The organism is Cutibacterium modestum (genome assembly GCF_008326345.1).
GTDB lineage: Bacteria > Actinomycetota > Actinomycetes > Propionibacteriales > Propionibacteriaceae > Cutibacterium > Cutibacterium modestum.
On record NZ_BJEN01000002.1, the window covers coordinates 84,125 to 99,642 of the forward strand.

12 protein-coding genes are annotated in these 15,518 nt (G+C 57.7%); 7 read left to right on the forward strand and 5 right to left on the reverse strand.

Going from position 1 to position 15,518, the window contains the following annotated elements; genetic code table 11:
• Positions 1–2,344: 2,344 nt before the first annotated feature.
• Genes F1563_RS04945 through rpmH form a run of 5 tightly spaced genes read right to left on the reverse strand, consistent with a single transcriptional unit; the run spans position 2,345 to position 5,088 of the window.
• Positions 2,345–2,908: a Jag family protein gene (locus F1563_RS04945; protein WP_149302578.1), complete on the reverse strand. Its 564-nt coding sequence runs from the start codon at positions 2,906–2,908 to the stop codon at positions 2,345–2,347.
• A gap of 43 nt (positions 2,909–2,951) precedes the next feature.
• Entirely contained in the window at positions 2,952–4,031 is a 1,080-nt protein-coding gene (gene yidC / locus F1563_RS04950) for a membrane protein insertase YidC (RefSeq protein WP_002546572.1), read from the reverse strand.
• The gene (yidD, locus tag F1563_RS04955) at positions 4,031–4,504 is read right to left on the reverse strand and encodes a membrane protein insertion efficiency factor YidD (protein ID WP_166806749.1); all 474 of its coding nucleotides are present in this window, start codon (positions 4,502–4,504) and stop codon (positions 4,031–4,033) included. Before yidD ends, yidC begins: the two co-directional genes overlap by 1 nt.
• Positions 4,501–4,947 (reverse strand): ribonuclease P protein component, encoded by a 447-nt coding sequence (rnpA, locus tag F1563_RS04960; protein ID WP_036958385.1) that lies wholly within the window; start codon positions 4,945–4,947, stop codon positions 4,501–4,503. Before rnpA ends, yidD begins: the two co-directional genes overlap by 4 nt.
• 6 nt (positions 4,948–4,953) lie before the next feature.
• On the reverse strand, positions 4,954–5,088 hold the full coding sequence (gene rpmH, locus F1563_RS04965; protein WP_002512704.1) for a 50S ribosomal protein L34: 135 nt from the start codon (positions 5,086–5,088) through the stop codon (positions 4,954–4,956).
• Between the two features lie 358 nt (positions 5,089–5,446).
• Between rpmH and dnaA the strand changes: the two genes are divergently transcribed.
• From dnaA to gyrB, 7 genes are all read left to right on the forward strand, one after another.
• Positions 5,447–6,949, forward strand: coding sequence for a chromosomal replication initiator protein DnaA (gene dnaA, locus F1563_RS04970; protein WP_002528411.1), 1,503 nt, complete (start codon positions 5,447–5,449; stop codon positions 6,947–6,949).
• Between the two features lie 488 nt (positions 6,950–7,437).
• A complete protein-coding gene (dnaN, locus tag F1563_RS04980; protein ID WP_007434279.1) occupies positions 7,438–8,598 on the forward strand; it encodes a DNA polymerase III subunit beta in 1,161 nt (386 codons plus the stop codon).
• A gap of 137 nt (positions 8,599–8,735) precedes the next feature.
• Complete coding sequence (locus F1563_RS04985; RefSeq protein WP_002528414.1) at positions 8,736–9,389, forward strand: DUF6226 family protein; 654 nt, start codon at positions 8,736–8,738, stop codon at positions 9,387–9,389.
• Between the two features lie 47 nt (positions 9,390–9,436).
• Positions 9,437–10,621 (forward strand): DNA replication/repair protein RecF, encoded by a 1,185-nt coding sequence (gene recF, locus F1563_RS04990; protein ID WP_002528415.1) that lies wholly within the window; start codon positions 9,437–9,439, stop codon positions 10,619–10,621.
• Positions 10,614–11,207 carry a DciA family protein gene (locus F1563_RS04995; protein WP_002528416.1) on the forward strand — a complete coding sequence of 198 codons (594 nt, stop codon included), beginning with the start codon at positions 10,614–10,616 and terminating at the stop codon, positions 11,205–11,207. Before recF ends, F1563_RS04995 begins: the two co-directional genes overlap by 8 nt.
• A gap of 810 nt (positions 11,208–12,017) precedes the next feature.
• A complete protein-coding gene (gene manA / locus F1563_RS05000) occupies positions 12,018–13,205 on the forward strand; it encodes a mannose-6-phosphate isomerase, class I (protein WP_002528420.1) in 1,188 nt (395 codons plus the stop codon).
• A 237-nt stretch (positions 13,206–13,442) separates the two neighbouring features.
• A complete protein-coding gene (gene gyrB / locus F1563_RS05005) occupies positions 13,443–15,515 on the forward strand; it encodes a DNA topoisomerase (ATP-hydrolyzing) subunit B (RefSeq protein ID WP_002528422.1) in 2,073 nt (690 codons plus the stop codon).
• Positions 15,516–15,518 lie beyond the last annotated feature (3 nt).

Here is a 15,518-nt window from a genome sequence, read left to right on the forward strand (position 1 = left end):
TTGGCCGGGGGATATCATCCAAGAGCACGATACCGTCGGTATTCAACTAGTTGTGCAGACGAGAAAATCAGCGACGTCGTTCGATGACTCTACAATCCCTCGAGGCAGCTGAGAGCCAAGTCCATCCTCTTGTTTTCTCAGCCCCAGTACCCCTAATGAGTGGAGGCAACTCGGTTCTCCTTTAAGCTCAATCAGGGCAAGACTCGTCGCGTCGAACTTGGCGATCTCCGACACTGACGGATTGCGCCCGGTTGACGCTCAACGGGTCCAAAACGACTAGATGTTTCAGAGCCCCCGGCCACAGCTCACGGGTTTACTCATATAGGGGGTGACCCCTCGTCGTAGTCATTTCCGTAACCATGAACGATGCAAATCCACCACGGGAGCCTCTCGCCGTCGTGTTGAGACTCGATCCAGCTGACCCGAGTCCACATCACGGGTTAGCTCACGCGAGTCGGCAGGTCCTGCTAAGACCGTCTTTTGACTAGCGCGATTGTATCAAGCCACGCTGTCACGTTCTCTTCATGCCACACCGATTTCGACAAGGACTACCCCACAATTACTCATCTCACTACAGGAAGTCGCACTCACTTCGCCGCATTCACGCCCGTACAACCCAGTCCCTAACCTCAGCGGCCACAGTGCTTGCCTTGGAGAAGATTCAGACAATCCCAATCTTTCCGAGAGTAGAACCTTCCAGCAGAGCAGCACTTCGCAGCGCACGCCATTTGGCCTAGCCAGGCAGCCCCAAGCTTTCCGTACGACCTCTCAACACTGACTAGTCCACTCCCCAGCCAGGTCAAACTCACCTCTCCGGTAACCCAGTCAAACCAAACTCAACCTCAAAAGGTCAACGTCACGTCCACGTTTCACGTGAAACACATCGTCATCTATTTAGCATTTTATCTATATAAAGTTCGATATCTATGTACGCTCATTCGACCATCAAATGCGAAGATGCGAGGGTCTTCTGCTGTCTTGGGTCAGACGACCGTGTCGCATTCACAGCACCACAGCTACCTCAACCCAAATCCGTCACCTAGTAAGCACTCTGCGGGCACCGCCTCATCTACCCGACACACGAGGTAACTCACACGATAAAAAAACAAACATGGGGGGAGAGCACAAACACAAGGAAGTAAAACACATCACCCCCTCAACATCATCACAAGAGGTCCGCACCAACCAACTTCACACCAACGAAATCTCGTCAAAGGTCGCCGTCGCAATGTACATTCTGACACTTCGTCGCCAATCTGTGCCGGCTCTCCAACGTCCACCCCCAAAAAACTAGAGACATTAAGGTCTGCCCAAGAGACCGGAAAGCAGTGCATATACCGCGGCTCATCAAATACCGCTCGCTTCCCAGCAACAATGAACGGACTAGTAACTATTCACTCTCAACTGCGATAAGCCGCTTTGGCTCCAGGAACCAACTACAGCTACACGGAACCAACAGATTGGTGCATATAACGCCACCCCGTGCGCGGTTCCTTCAGACATCAGACCATGTATCCATCAAGCCCGCCGGAGTCCCCTCGGTAGCTAGTGGACGTCAAGAACAGCTACTGTCACACAGTAAGTATCAGCGTCACCCAGCCACAGCCGAGTGACGCCCCCATCCTCACCGGGATATCTAATGCTTTTAGACAACGCCAACCTCACCCACTACATCGCCAGATCTTTTTCCAGACCGGAGAATTCAGACCCCAACTACACCTTGAATTATGGAGAACCTATAATCGTCCCAAATGGGAAAACCAGATATCTCGCAAGGCCAACGGATGTCGCATGACGATCCGAGCCACCTCACGGCCCTCGTCTAGGGATACCCCGACGACAGGTGAATAGTCCAGCCTCACAGGTTAAAAGCCTTGTAAAGAGCTGATTAGCTTATCCCACTCACCTGAGAAGGCCACCGCTTATCCACGCATCCACGGCCACCAACCTTGAACTGGATGAGGTCAATCTTAACGTGAGCACCCACTTCCGCGACAATGCCACTCATAGACTACACATCCAGTCCCATTGGCGGCACAAATCATGATTTGAGTCACACACCCCGACATTGCCGTGGTCAAGCGCCATAGAACGCCCTGATGCCATCAGAATACCTCGATGGTGATGAAGGCTGGTGTAGCAGCAACGTCGCCTTTTCCATCAGCGTTGAGAACATCCCTGCTCGAATACTCCAGCGGCCGACCGATGAATACGCCGCATCAGCAGTTTTCAGGCAGATCTTATGGAAACGCGCCAGCTCGTCATAGCTGCCAAGCCCACATCGACCATAAAAAGGACGGACCCAGCCTGTGTTCGCCGGACCCGCCCATTCGAGGACTACGTTTCACTGCTTCTGCGTGATGACTACATGCCGTTTAGGCTCGACACCCTCAGACTCACTGACAAGCCCCGCTGCAGCGACCGCGTCATGGACGATCTTGCGCTCAAAGGGATTCATCGGCGCAAGGTGAGCTGGTTCACCAGTTTCCTTAACCGACTGAATCGCCTCGGTCGCCAAAGCCAAGAGTTCCTTACGACGCGACTCCCGATACCCGGCGATGTCGAGCATGAGTCGGGAGCGGTGCCCGACCTCAGTCATAACAGCAAGCCGTGACAGTTCCTGCAAAGCCTCCAGAACCTCGCCATCCTTGCCAACCAGGGTCTGCGAATCCGTGACAATAGACACGTGGGCGCGGCCGCCCTCCACATATGTGTCGATATCGCCATCGAGGTCTGCGATGTCAAGGAGCTCTTCAAGATAATCAGCGGCGATGTCACCCTCCTCATCTAGAGGGTTGCCATCCTCCTCATCGAGGTCCTCAGTCTCAATCTCTTCGGGTTCGAGGTTGCCGCGGTCCTCAACCTGATCAACGTCGAGCTCGTCGATGTGCTCGCTGCTTTCGCTCATCTGTACCTCTCAAAGATCAACTAATAGTTCGAGCCCAGGGCCTTTACTTCTTGCGTTGGGCTCGTGTCTGTTTGGCAGGCTGCTGACGACGGATTACTTGACGACCACCACCGGCGTCTTTTCGGACCGTCTGACGGGTCACACCCTGCCGGGCCACCATCGGCTTCTCGCCATCCTCGGCGGTAGCTACCGGGGTGGGGGCAACAACCTTACGACGACGCTTCTCACGACGGGCACGTTCGATTTCGTCGGGATCTTTCCCCTTGGCGATCATGCGCTCACGCCAATCGATGTAGGCGGGAGTATTTGGCGTCGGGTTGTTACGGATGAGGATTTCTTGCTGGCCCAGGGTCCACAGGTTCGAGGTGCACCAGTAAAGCATGACGCCGATCGGGAAGCTCACACCACTGAACAGGTACATCAGTGGGAAGAGGTAGATCATCATCTTCTGCTGCTGGGCCATTGGGCCGGTCAGCGACTCCGGAGGCATGTTCTTCCGCATCAGCTGAAGCTGGGTGTAGAACAGCGTTGCCACCATGACGACGATGAGAACGAGAGCGACGACCTGGGTGCCGCCGAATCCATTGTTCATGGGCAGGAACCGACCAGCCAACTCAGCACCAAAAAACTTAGCGTGCTGCAGGGATTCCATCAGCTTCGGGTTCTCAGCGAAAAAGTGACCGCGGGGGATACCACGGGAGGCGCCATCTAGTACCCGGAACAACGCCAGGAAGATTGGCATCTGCAGCAACACAGGCAGACAGGACGCCGCCGGGTTGACCCCCTCCTCGCGGTAGAGGTTCATCATCTCCTGACCGGCACGTTCCCGGTCGTCGCCGTACTTCTCCTGGATGGCTTTCATCTTGGGCTGGATAAGCTGCATAGATCGCGCAGAGTTGATCTGCTTGACAAACAGCGGTACCAGCAACAGGCGAATGAAAATCGTCAAGCAGACGATAGCCAACGTCCATGAGATACCGGAGTCGCGACCGAACAGTGGCGACCACAGGTAGTGGAAGAGGACGATCAGGCCGGACACCGCCCAGTACAGCGGCACCATGATGGCGTGACCCATCGCGTGCAGGGCGCCGCCTAGGCCAAGTATGACCAGCGGGTTGAGCATTAGTTCTCACCTCGGGTGTGGGAAGGGGTACCCATATGGGTACTCCCCGGATCGGTGTGTCCGGGGATGGTTCGTAAGGCCGATTCGTGATCCTTCGGGTCATCGCCCGTCAAATCGTGACTCGGTTCATTCTTTGAACGCGCAGTCTCCGGATGGAGCTCACGCCATTGCCTCGCCTCGGGGGTGCCCGACACCGGGTCGTACCCACCGTAGGACCACGGATTGCATCGCAGAATCCGCCAGATGATCATCGGCGTCGCGCGAAAAATTCCATGCGCCTGTAACGCTCGCAGGCCGTAGGCCGAGCAACTGGGCTGGTACTTGCAGACCTCCCCGTAGAGTGGCGAGATAAAAGCCCGCCACCCTTTGACAAATTCAATAGCTAGCCAGGTCAGGGGACGGAAACGTCGCACTATTACCCTCACGCCGCTATCGCCGCTTGAGCGTCGTGAGGGAACTGCCACAGCCATCATCGCAATTTCCGCAATGCCTGGTGCCATGCCCCATCGAGGTCCTTGGCGACTCGATTAGGTTGGGTCGCTGCAGCCGGAAGGGCCCGCACGACAACGACGGTGCCATCCTCAAGTTCATTCACGAGGGGACGACAGAGGTGACGCAGCCGGCGTTTGACCCGGTTGCGCGTTACGGCATTACCGACGGCCTTGGACACGACAAAACCGACCCGCGGCGTAACGCCAAGGTCAGATCGAGAAGTCGTCGTTGACGCCAATGGCCCGGCCGAATCATAGTTATCCACAACTCCTGTGGATAACTCGGTCATACCGACCGAGTCGAGTCTGACCTGTGCGCGTCGCCCAGCGTGGACAACGAGAGTCGGACGACCTGACCTGACACCCCCGCGGACCGCGGCACGATAGTCACCGGAGCAATGCATCCGCGACCGGGCAGGCAGCATAGGAACTCAGGCCGACAGATTGACACGACCCTTGCGGCGGCGAGCAGCAAGGATGCTGCGACCGGCGCGGGTGCTCATACGGGAACGGAAGCCGTGGTTACGGGCACGACGACGATTGCTGGGCTGAAAAGTGCGCTTCACGGGGATGTTCTCCCTTGTGTCTCGGGGATCACCCGGGGAATCGACACGAGCCGGTCCCTCCGGGGCGCCCGGATGGGCGCAGGGGAAGTGGACGCTGAAGACAGCGACTAGACAACTCTACGTTGTCGGAGTTCTCATCGGCAAACTGACAACCCTGCCCCACTAGGCCATCGAATGACACCCATGAAACTACATCCATGTAGTCATTTAACCCGCCTGACAAGCTACTTAACCGGTTGCGGATAGGCTAAGGACTCACTAACGTTCAGCGCAGTGGTACCCCTCGGGTACTTTGTCACACCGGCTGTGGAAAACTGTGTGGACAACTCTCGACAACTTCTAGGGAACAGGTGGTGGAATGTCCGACACCCCGTTCGATGACGCCGACCACCCCCGTCCCGCGCCGATCTATCCGGATGCTGTGCTGCCCCCGCCGATGAGTTCACACTCGGCTGACAGTGATCCCACTGAGGCCCTCAACGAAGCTTGGAGCAATATCCTCACAAAGGTTTCAAAGCCCAACCGCGCATGGTTATCCAACACCACTCCGGTAACGATGCACGCCTCTACAGCAATGGTTGCCGTCCCCAACGAATTTGCGCGTGACCGTCTTGAATCGAAGATGCGTTACGAACTGGAAGAACTTCTCTCCGACCATTTTCATAAAGCCATTCACCTAGCCATCACCATCGATCCCGATCTGGAATTGGCTCTTGGCGCCCCTGACCGTGAGGACGAGGAAGAAGAGGTTCTGCCCGCCCAGTTCGTCCCCAAAGTCACTGTCAGAGTAACTGAGCCCTCCACTCAACCCGCCGACACTGTCGACGATGACGAAAGCAACCGGCTCAACCCGAAGTACACCTTCGATTCCTTCGTCATCGGTGCATCCAATCGGTTTGCCCACGCCGCCGCAGTCGCAGTCGCTGAGGCTCCCGGAAAGTCGTACAACCCACTGCTCATCTACGGCGGCTCTGGGCTAGGTAAAACTCATCTGCTGCACGCCATTGGGCGTTACGTCATGTCGTATTACGACAACGTCAAGGTGAAGTACGTCTCCACCGAAGAACTCACCAACGACTTCATTAACGCGATCGGCACCAACCGCACTCGGGAGTTCCGTCGCTCCTACCGCGACGTCGACGTTCTGCTCGTTGACGACATCCAATTCTTAGAGTCGAAGATCCAGACCCAGGAAGAGTTCTTCCACACCTTCAACACTCTTCACAACGCCCAAAAGCAGATCGTCATGACCTCTGACCGGCCACCAAAGCTATTGGAGGCCCTTGAACCGCGTCTACGCAGCCGGTTCGAGTGGGGTCTGCTCACCGACATCCAGCCCCCCGATTTAGAGACGCGCATCGCCATCCTGCGGCGCAAAGTCGCGGCCGAGAAAATCACCGTCGAGCCCGACGTGCTGGAGTTCATCGCTAGCCGCATCCATACCAACATCCGTGAGCTCGAGGGAGCCCTCATCCGGGTGACAGCCTTTGCCAGCCTCAACCAGCAGCCGGTGGATACCTCTTTGGCTGAGGTCGTCCTCAAAGACCTCATTCCGGAAGGTCGCGAGACTCCGGTGACGCCAGAGCGCATCATCGCCGAGACCGCCGACTATTTCGACATCTCCGCGGATGATCTCTTGGGTACCTCACGCGCTCAGACTCTTGTCACAGCCCGGCAAATCGCGATGTACCTGTGTCGGGAACTCACCGACCTCTCGTTACCTAAGATCGGTGCCGAGTTCGGTGGCAAGGACCACACCACCGTCATGCATGCTGATCGCAAAATCCGCGCCCTCATGGGGGAGCAACGTCAGATCTTCAATCAGGTCTCCGAAATCACCAACCGCATCAAGCAGTACTGAGCTAGGCAGTACCGAACCACGGCCTGCCATCAGGGACAGCTATGTCCATGCCACTTGTCTATGCACACGATCTCTCTTACCTATTACGTCTATCTCCACACCCAGATGTGGAAAACCAGTGGACAGCCGGGGGATAACGATGGGACAACTTTCTACATCCACAGCCACCCCATCGACACGCACATCCGGTCCACGTCGTCATCCACTGCCGAAGAACGCCACTGACAAGGGGCTTTGGTGGTTATCCACAAGTTCCACAAGGGTTATGAGTACGAAGAAAAGACATACATCCTTATCTCTTACAAGTCTGTGGGTGTGGATTGGGGACAAGGCCTCTTGCATAACAACTCGAACGCGAAGAAAAGGAATCCCCTACCAAGAGAACTCTCAACGTTGTCATCACCATGAGAGTGCCAATGGTCGGCAAGCATGGATATGATCAGCATGCAGGCACCGTGGAGTGCGAGACGCCAAGTCAAGGGGACGCAGTGGAAATCCGTTTGGAACGCGATGTCATGGCCGAAGCTGTCGCCTGGGCTGCTCGCAGTTTGCCGAACCGGCCGACAGTGCCGATTTTGGCTGGACTGTTTGTACGAGCTAAAGACGATTCGGTGGTGATGTCGGCCTCTGACAATGAAACCAGCGCACAAATTACCCTTTCCGCTCAGGTAGACGAGCCAGGGGAAGCCCTCGTCTCTGGCAAGCTGCTCGCTGATATTGCCCGCAGCCTGCCTAACAAGCCGGTTCGGATCACGACGGATCCTGCCAAGATGGATTTGGTGTGCGGATCTGCTCGCTTCACTCTTCAAGCCCTTCCTGTCGATGAGTACCCCGATCTGCCGCAAATGCCTGAGGCCACGGGCACTGTTGACGCCAGTCTTTTCTCCAAGGCTGTCGCCCAAGTCGTCGTGGCTGCTGGTCGCGATGAGCTATTGCCGGTCTTTACGGGTGTGCGCGTCGAGATCAACGGGGAAGTCCTCTCACTGTTGGCCACGGACCGTTACCGGATGGCTCTCAAAGAGATCACTTGGAACCCCAGCGCCACCGATGCCGAAGCCACTGCTTTGGTGCCAGCCAAGGTCATCAATGAGACTGCGCGCTCGATGACCTCTGGCGAGCACGTCACCATGAACCTCTCTTCTGGCGACAGCGGTGAAGGTCTCGTCGGTTTCGAAGGTGACGGCGCTAACGGTGTGCGTTGCATGACTACTCGCCTGCTCAGTGGAGAGTTCCCCAAAGTGCGTCACCTCATGGACATCAAGGCCACCCGTTCGGTGCGGGCCCGCACCGATGAGCTCATCAATTCGGTACGCCGCGTTTCCCTTGTTGCTGAGCGCAACACTCCGCTACGGATGGTCATCAATGACGATTCGGTCGCCTTGTCGGCGGCCACAGGTGACCAGGCCCAGGCTTCTGAGGCCATTGAGGCTGTCGTCACGAACCACGTTGACGGGGAGCCGACTATTACCGCGGCTGGGTTCAACCCGCACTACCTGTCTGACGCCCTTGGCGCCTTGGATACCCCCTACGTCCACTTCTCCTTCACCGCTCCCGGAAAACCTTGCCTGGTCACTGGCCTCAATGACCTCGACGGCAAGCCGGAGACGGATTACCGTCACGTCATCATGCTGATGAGGTTGCCTTCCTGACGTGGCTTCGAGTCACGAAGAAGCCATGCCCAGCAGTCTCACAAGGCATTTTTGTGTTGGATTATAGCACTGCCCCTGGTGGACAAGTGCTATGGGGTACCAGGTGGCCTTGCTAGACGGGTTGCCACACTGGTCCCATGACAACCATCGCTGACGTCAGGACTGAAATTGACCGCGTCTTCGATGCCTTTGGCGCGCCTTCCTGGCCGAATCCGCATACTGGTAGTTCTGTCGCGGCCGAGGAAGAGTACAGCAGGATCACTGACCCCGGGAGGTATCACGTTCTCGTGTTGCGTCTGCAGGCATGGCAGACGGTCCTTGAGGCACTATGTGACATCGACGTCGACACCATGACTAAAAGCCCGGGCCGGTTACAACAGCGGTGGTCAAGCCCTCACGGTGACACGCTGCCCTTGCACGTGTCGGTGGTGACTTTCGATCAGGTTCCTTTCGTCGGGCTGTCCGTCACCTCGGACGCTGATCCTTTCGACATCGTCCCGGACTGTTCCTGTGATGCCTGCGACCATGGTTCGGACGATCTCCTGCGGGTCCTTGACGTAGACTTGACGGCCGTCGTTGACGGTAGCCTCGTCGTCGTCACCGAGCCAGCGGTCGACGATGGTCCGAGATTTCATCTTGTCGGTACTGGACGGGGTTGCGCGTTGACCTGGGGAGGAGATGGGGTTGGTTCATTGTCCGAGCCGGAAGCCGTCATCGACGCCATCCGTAGCGGGGATGACCCGCTGTTGCCGTCTGGATGTACCGTCCTGCACGGTAAACCGTGGCTGTGAGCATGCCTGTCCGGTAACCTGATTCCCTGAATGCGGGGGAGGTCCGGATGTTCGTCGAGCGCCTCGAACTGGTTGATTTCCGCTCCTACGTCCGTGTCGATGTCCCCATGACCGCAGGGGCGACGACTTTCATTGGCTCTAACGGTCAGGGGAAAACGAACCTTGTTGAGGCGGTGGAATATCTCTCGACGTTGTCATCGCACCGCGTCAACAATGACACCCCGTTGGTGAGGCTGGGAGCTGGCCAGGCTGTCGTACGAGGCCGGGTTCGTGCCGGGGCCGACGACGCTCGCAGCTTACTGCTGGAGGTGGAGATTAATGCGCGACGTGCCAATCGGGCGCGCATTAATCGCGCTCCGTTGCCCCGTCCGCGGGAGATTCTCGGGGTGCTGAGAACTGTGGTGTTCTCGCCTAATGACCTGACAGTGGTGCGTGGTGATCCGTCGGATCGTCGAGCATTCCTCGATGGCTTGGTGGTGACGCGGTGGCCGAGGATGGCGGCGGTAAAGTCCGATTATGAGCGGGTCCTCAAGCAGCGCAATGCGTTACTTAAATCCCTGGCCGGTAAAGGGAGATCGGCGGGGGCTGAAATCGGCGCGACGATGGACATCTGGGACGACGAGCTGGCCACCATCGGTGCCGAACTGCTTTCGGCTCGGCTAGATACTCTGTCGGCCGTGATGCCGCTGACCTCAGCTGCCTACCGCGAGGTTGCCCCGGTGAACGATCTAGCCACTGCGTCGTATAAGTCCACGATTGATCTTGAGGGGCTGTGGTCGCCTCCGCAAGAGGGGAAGAGTCCCGAACCGATTGACCGCAACGAGCTTGCACATCGGTTTCTTGCTGCGTTAGCGCAACGGCGGGCCGACGAGCTCATCCGCGGCGTCACCCTCGTCGGTCCGCAACGTGACGACATCGTCTTGCAGATCGGGGAGATGCCGGCCAAGGGGTATGCCTCCCATGGCGAGTCGTGGTCGTTGGCGTTGGCCTTGAGGTTAGGGTCTTTCCAACTATTGCGTGACGATGGGATTGAACCTGTTCTGGTCCTTGACGACGTTTTTGCCGAGCTTGACGTCACGCGCCGGGACCGGCTGGCAGCATCGGTGGTGCAGGCCGATCAGGTGCTTGTGACGGCCGCGGTAGCCTCGGATGTCCCCGAGATTCTGCACGGGGAGAGGTTTGACGTCGGGGGTGGCCAGGTGCTGGCCTATGAGAGGAGTGACGATGTCTGATGGCCTTGATGAGGGTCCGACCGAAGAGGATCGTCGCTTAGCGGCTGATCATGATGACGAGGGTGTCGACGTTGCCTTGGCTATTGCTCGAGCTGCTCGTGGTGAACCGGCCGGAACCCCGCGTCGTGACGATGATGGCGAAGTTTTGCTGCCCCCGCCTCGACGTTCTACCGCGAGGAAACGCCGTCGTCGCTCTGGCACCCCGTCATGGTCCGGTCCTAGGGCGGACGGCCGCGACCCGATGGCTCTTGGTGACGCCTTTACCCATCTGGTGCAATCCAAGGGATGGGGTCGTCAGGTCAACCTGCACCTGGTACTCTCGCGCTGGCCAGAACTCGTCGGGCCAACTAATGCGGAGCATTCCAGCCCGATCAAATACCAGGGCACAGTTTTGACGGTCCGGACCGAGGCAACGGTGTGGGCGACGTCTTTGCGCACCATCGCGCCTCAGCTGGTGGCCGAGCTTAATCGTCGTCTGGGGGAGGGAACCGTCACCAAGGTCGTCATTGAAGGGCCGAATGTACCGAGTTGGAAGCACGGACCACGCTCCGTACCGGGTAGAGGTCCACGAGATACGTATGGGTGAGGATGAAGTTCAGTCAATGTGACCGTGAGTACACGGTCACATTGACTGAACTTCATCCAGCCGTATCATCGTGGTTCTTATGAAATTCTTTAGCTACCAGGTAAGAGGAGTCCCAATCAGCATAAATCCCGTACTGGCTCTCTTGTTGGAGGGCATTTTCTACATGGTGGAGGTGACGGGAATGCTCCTGCTGGCAATCCTCCTCTACCGAAGGCTTTCGCGATAGGACGTGGCAGGAATGAGTACGAGGATAAGAGGGCAAAGACAGACTTTTGGTGGTTGATGAGAAAGGTGATCCCGCGGTCGTGGTGGATGGTGTCTTTGGTAGGACCCTGACGGCTCATCGTCGCAGGTGAGAGATTGGGGTTGTGGGAGGGGTTTTGACAGTTTTCTTCTCTGAAGACGTGGTTGGACTTGTTGAAGTGGAGGTGCTGGATGTCGCGGTAATGAATATCTTACGGATTACACAAAACGCGGGAATCTCTTCTCGGTGTCCCTGGGGGCTATATCTACGATCTTATGCGTGGGGTGCTACATGATTACTGAACGAAGTCTCCAGACAATATACTATGTGCCAGGTGAAATACTGATTTCAATCAGAAAATCGATGGATCCTCGGTCTACGTTTATATCTATGGGGTCATCTTCGTAATCGCGTGCGTACTCGGCGTGATAGTCGCCGTCAAGGGGCCGGATTCTGTTGGGTCGCGGTGGGTTCACGGTATCGATTGCGTGCTCCTCGCGTTGGGGGGACTCTCCTTCGTCTTCATCCAGGTGGCTCGAACCCAACTGACGTGATGAAATTGGGCCATGTATCCACTGATCGGACATGTGCAGCGCTACGACTGGGGTTCCACCGACGCCATTCCGGCCATTCTGGGGGGTAACCCCGACGGTACCCCGTGGGCCGAGTACTGGCTGGGAGCCCACCCCAAAGCTCCATCGACCCTGTCTGACGGCACGCCCTTGGATCAGTGGTTGGCATATCATCCCGACGAGCTGGGAGGCCCGAGCCGCGAGGCCTTCGGTGATCGTCTGCCCTTCCTGCTTAAGATTCTGTCGGCCGATCACGCCCTGAGCATCCAGGCTCATCCCTCGCGTGAGCAAGCCGAGAGGGGGTTCGCTGCTGAGAACGAAGCCGGGGTGGCGGTGGATGCCCCCAACCGCATCTTTCGCGATGACTGGCCCAAGCCCGAGATGATTGTCGCCCTCACCGACTTCGCCGCCCTGTGCGGCTTCCGTGATCCATCCTCGTCCCTGGTGTTGCTGTCGGGTCTTGGTAAAGTTGGCGGACTAGACGAAGTGTTGGCGCCACTGAGCGAGGACAACGGCTTGGCCAAAGTCGTGGCGACGGTGCTATCTGGTGACGCTTCGGTGGTGTCGGTTGTTGAAGGGGTCGTGTCGGCTTCCCGTAGATACCTCGAAGAAGGCACGGACGAGGCTGTCCGTGGCCTGGCTAGTACTGCCGTCGAATTATGGGAAGACCACCCCGGAGACCCGTCCATTCTTGTTGCTTTGCTGATGAATCGGGTGCAATTGGCCTCAGGCCAGCAGATTCACTTAGGGGCTGGCACGATGCACGCCTATCTTGGTGGCACTGGTGTGGAAATTATGGCTAATTCCGACAATGTTCTGCGTGGTGGCCTGACGAGCAAGTACATCGACGTCAAGGCCCTGCTAAACCACGCCAACATGGTTCCTGAACCGTGCGTTGGAGAGTATGCCCAGCAAATATCTCCAGGAGTGGGCCTGTATCACACAGAGTTTCCGGAATTCCGGTTGTGGGTGCTAAAAGACCACGATGAGACCCTCGATCTTCCTGCCACCAAGCTAGGGCGAATTCTTCTTGTGACAGAGGGCCAGCTAGTGGCTCACTGCGGTACTGACGATTGCGAATTAAGCCGTGGCCAATCCGTCTGGTTAGCCGCCGGGGATGAGGTGAGGGTGACTGGTCAGGGATGTGGATTCCTGGCGAGTGTCGGGGTGGACGCCTCCTAAATGGAGGGCGTAACGCTGCTGACGTCGTGACCCCCCACGCGGTACCCCGTGGTCGGGTGAGGGGGTCGAATCGCTCACAGGCCCTCTCAACGTCCGTCTCGCGGGTTCCGATGTCTGGTACCGCTCAGGTCTGCGGTAGTATTGAGCCGTTGGGCTCTCTGTCGGATTATGACATCCGGCAGGGACGCTAGACCCAGAGGTCACCGTGACCTCTGCAGAGACAGGAGCGCATTGCCCGTGAGCCAACCCGAGACGCCCGAGTCCGTGATCGACGGGGAGACCCCCGAGGATCTTCTTATTGATGCCACCGATCAACCTGACGGTCTGGACTCGGAACTTCCCCCGATGACTGTCGACGGTTCCTACGATGCCGGTCAGATTACGGTTCTAGAGGGCCTAGAAGCCGTCCGAAAGCGGCCCGGCATGTACATCGGTTCCACCGGTGAGCGCGGTCTGCACCACTGCGTCTACGAGATCGTCGACAACTCTGTCGATGAGGCGATGGCCGGGTATTGCGACACCATCCAGGTGGAGTTGCTCGACGATAATTGGTGTCAGGTCACTGATAACGGACGTGGTATCCCTGTCAAGGAGCATCCCGTCGAGCACATCCCCACCGTCACCTTGGTACTGACGAAGCTGCACGCCGGTGGCAAGTTCGGTAACGGCGGTTACAAGGTCTCCGGTGGTCTCCATGGCGTCGGCTCCTCAGTCGTCAATGCCCTGGCGGCCCATTTCGTCGTTGAGGTGCGGCGAGATGGATACCACTGGCGTCAGTCCTTCACCCTGGGCGAACCCGACGGTCCGCTGGAGCAGCTCGAAGCCCTAGGCCCCGACGACTGTGAGGGCACCACGGTGCGTTTCCAGCCTTCTGATGAGATCTTCGATGCCATCGTCTTTGGCTACGAAACGCTGTCAAATCGGTTCCGCGAAATGGCTTTCCTCAACAAGGGCCTGCGTATCGTGCTCACCGACCGTCGCGCCGACCACGCCGACGAGGAGGGTAACCCGGTCCACGAGGATTTCCTTTACAAAGAGGGTCTCAAGGACTACGTCCGTTTCCTCACTGGTACCCGCGACGTCATCAATCCCACCATCATCTCCTTGGAGTCCCACCGTCCCGAAGAGGGCATGGGCCTGGAAATTGCGATGCAGTGGAACACCTCATACACCACTAGCGTCCATACCTTCGCTAACGCCATTAACACCATCGAGGGTGGCGCTCACGAGGAGGGCTTCCGTGCCGCACTCACCAACACCGTCAACCGGTGGGGTGAGACCTGGGGGCTCATTAAGAAGCGTGAAGATCGCGTTTCTGGTGACGATATCCGTGAGGGTCTGACAGCCGTCGTCTCTATCAAGCTCACTGAGCCGCAGTTCGAGGGCCAGACGAAGACCAAGCTTGGCAACGCCGAGGCCAAGTCTTTCGTCCAGAAAACCCTCAACGAGAAGCTCTCGGACTGGTTCGAAGAGAATCCTAATGAGGGCAAGAACATCGTCCGAAAGTCCCAAGCCGCCGCCCAGGCTCGCGTAGCCGCTCGCAAAGCTCGTGACCTGGCCCGTAACCGGAAAGGCCTGCTGGGGTCGACGTCGTTACCCGGCAAATTGAAGGACTGCTCCTCGACTAGCCCGGAGGAGTGTGAGATTTTCATTGTGGAGGGAGACTCCGCCGGTGGCTCGGCCTCTCAGGGCCGTGATCCACGCATCCAGGCGATCCTGCCGCTGCGAGGAAAGATTCTTAATGTTGAGAAAGCCCGCCTCGACCGCGCGCTGGGTTCAGAGACTATTGAGTCGATTATTAACGCGCTGGGAACCGGCGTCCACGAGGACTTCGATCTGGACAAGCTGCGGTACCACAAGATCATCCTCATGGCCGACGCCGACGTTGACGGCGCCCATATCCGCACCCTGCTGTTGACCCTGTTGTTCCGGTTCATGCGCCCGGTCATTGACGCTGGCCACGTCTACCTAGCTCAGCCACCGTTGTTCCGGCTGCGCTGGACGAACTCTCCTCACGAGTTGGCCTACTCTGACGAGGAGCGTGACCTACTGCGTGCCGACGGTCTAGCTCACGCTAAAAAGCTGCCTCAGATCAACCCGATCCAGCGGTACAAGGGTCTGGGGGAGATGGACGCCGAGGATCTGTGGGACACCACCATGGACCCTGACAAGCGTCTGCTGCTTCAGGTGACCCTTGAGGACGCCGCCTTGGCCGACCAGATGTTCTCCATCCTCATGGGTGAGGATGTCGAACAGCGCCGATCGTTCATTCAGCGCAATGCCAAGGATGTTCGCTTCCTCGACATCTGAGCA

Coding starts and splice junctions, on each gene's coding strand:
- yidC (WP_002546572.1), bottom strand. CDS start 4,031: ATGCTCAACCCGCTGGTCATACTTGGCCTAGGCGGCGCCCTGCACGCG.
- recF (WP_002528415.1), top strand. CDS start 9,437: ATGTTCGTCGAGCGCCTCGAACTGGTTGATTTCCGCTCCTACGTCCGT.
- manA (WP_002528420.1), top strand. CDS start 12,018: ATGTATCCACTGATCGGACATGTGCAGCGCTACGACTGGGGTTCCACC.
- rnpA (WP_036958385.1), bottom strand. CDS start 4,947: ATGCTGCCTGCCCGGTCGCGGATGCATTGCTCCGGTGACTATCGTGCC.
- dnaA (WP_002528411.1), top strand. CDS start 5,447: ATGTCCGACACCCCGTTCGATGACGCCGACCACCCCCGTCCCGCGCCG.
- F1563_RS04985 (WP_002528414.1), top strand. CDS start 8,736: ATGACAACCATCGCTGACGTCAGGACTGAAATTGACCGCGTCTTCGAT.
- F1563_RS04945 (WP_149302578.1), bottom strand. CDS start 2,908: ATGAGCGAAAGCAGCGAGCACATCGACGAGCTCGACGTTGATCAGGTT.
- F1563_RS04995 (WP_002528416.1), top strand. CDS start 10,614: ATGTCTGATGGCCTTGATGAGGGTCCGACCGAAGAGGATCGTCGCTTA.
- yidD (WP_166806749.1), bottom strand. CDS start 4,504: ATGATGGCTGTGGCAGTTCCCTCACGACGCTCAAGCGGCGATAGCGGC.